A 1295-nucleotide genomic window follows, 5' to 3' on the forward strand; every position below is an offset into this window, starting at 1 on the left:
GGGCTGAGGGATCCCCATAAAATCCTTGCTAATAAACCAACACCATATTTTTATAGGTTTTCGCCAGGTGGTTTAGAATGGTGCTCAGCATCGTTCGTCGTAAAATTAGCGGGGAGTGTCGCAGGACATTCTTCGCTAACGTCAGATATGATATAACCCGTCGTGATTTGAGGCTGTTGGCCTGGTATCTCAGATGTAAGCCTTGATTTTCAGCGTGGTAACCCAGAAGCCACAGCACCATTGTGCTCAGTGTCGCCAGCAGACTAAGCACCAGCACGCGTCCTGCTGAGCGGCTGTAGCTGGCACGAAGGCCAAAGCCGAAACGTTCACTTTTCTCATCACGAAAATTTTGCTCAATCTGCATCCTTCGGCTGTATAACTTCATGATTTCCCGGGGGCTGAACTCGTCTGTGTTGCTGAAAATTAACCATGATTCCTGCGCCGACCTGCGGTGTTCTTTATCTGCCTTAGCGTACAACGGACGCTTGCTTTTCCGGCCTTTGGATGATTTTTTGTATAAATAAAAATGTCCATGAATACTTTTTTGCTTTTCTTTAACCAGGGTTCCTACCCCCATATATTTCGGGATTTTATCCCCCATACAGTCTGATACTTTCAACCAGTCATCAGGATTATCTTCGAGGCTGAACTGAACGTTATTTCTTATCCGCCCGATAAAATCCCAGCCCAGAGATGTGATATGCCGAAACCATGAACTTTGAAATCCGGCATCAGTGACGATGATCACTCTGGTACCCGGAGATATGGCATCGGCGAGAGAATCAAGCAACTGATTTTGTATCAGAGAGTTATTCTGCATCTGAGAAGGGACTACTTTACTCAATAATGGAATTGCCCGTCCGTCGCATAGAAGACTGGCGCGAAGAACATGATGTTCCTGAGACGGATAACCACTCCAGTCTACGGCGATCACACATAACGGTAACTTGCTGGTCAGCATTGATATAATGTGTTTAAAAATCATTGGAGTATCCTTCTGAAGTGCTTCATTCCCCAGCAGACGATCGACACGTTTAATTTTATTTTTAACCTGAGCCTGTCCCGGTAAAAAGCGTCCGATGCCTGTCAGCGTCAGCGATGCACCGTTAATTAAGGCAACCGTTGCATCAATCAGGGCATTCTGTCGGTATTTATGAAATGGAGCTAAGGCATTCCTGAAAAAGTTCTGGCATACTTTACGTACAGGCATAGCGGTGATCTCATTGAATTTGTGGAAGAATCAGTAGATCACATCACGCTATGCCTGTCTCTTTTTTCTGGGGATTCCTCAGCCC

1 protein-coding gene is annotated in these 1295 nt (G+C 45.6%); it reads right to left on the reverse strand.

What is annotated here, in order from left to right:
* Window positions 1-28: 28 nt before the first annotated feature.
* A complete protein-coding gene (locus tag BHU62_RS24540) occupies window positions 29-1210 on the reverse strand; it encodes an IS4 family transposase (protein ID WP_073534947.1) in 1182 nt (393 codons plus the stop codon).
* Between the last annotated feature and the right edge of the window lie 85 nt (window positions 1211-1295).

The organism is Serratia marcescens, assembly GCF_001902635.1.
In the GTDB taxonomy this organism is placed as follows: domain Bacteria; phylum Pseudomonadota; class Gammaproteobacteria; order Enterobacterales; family Enterobacteriaceae; genus Serratia; species Serratia marcescens_F.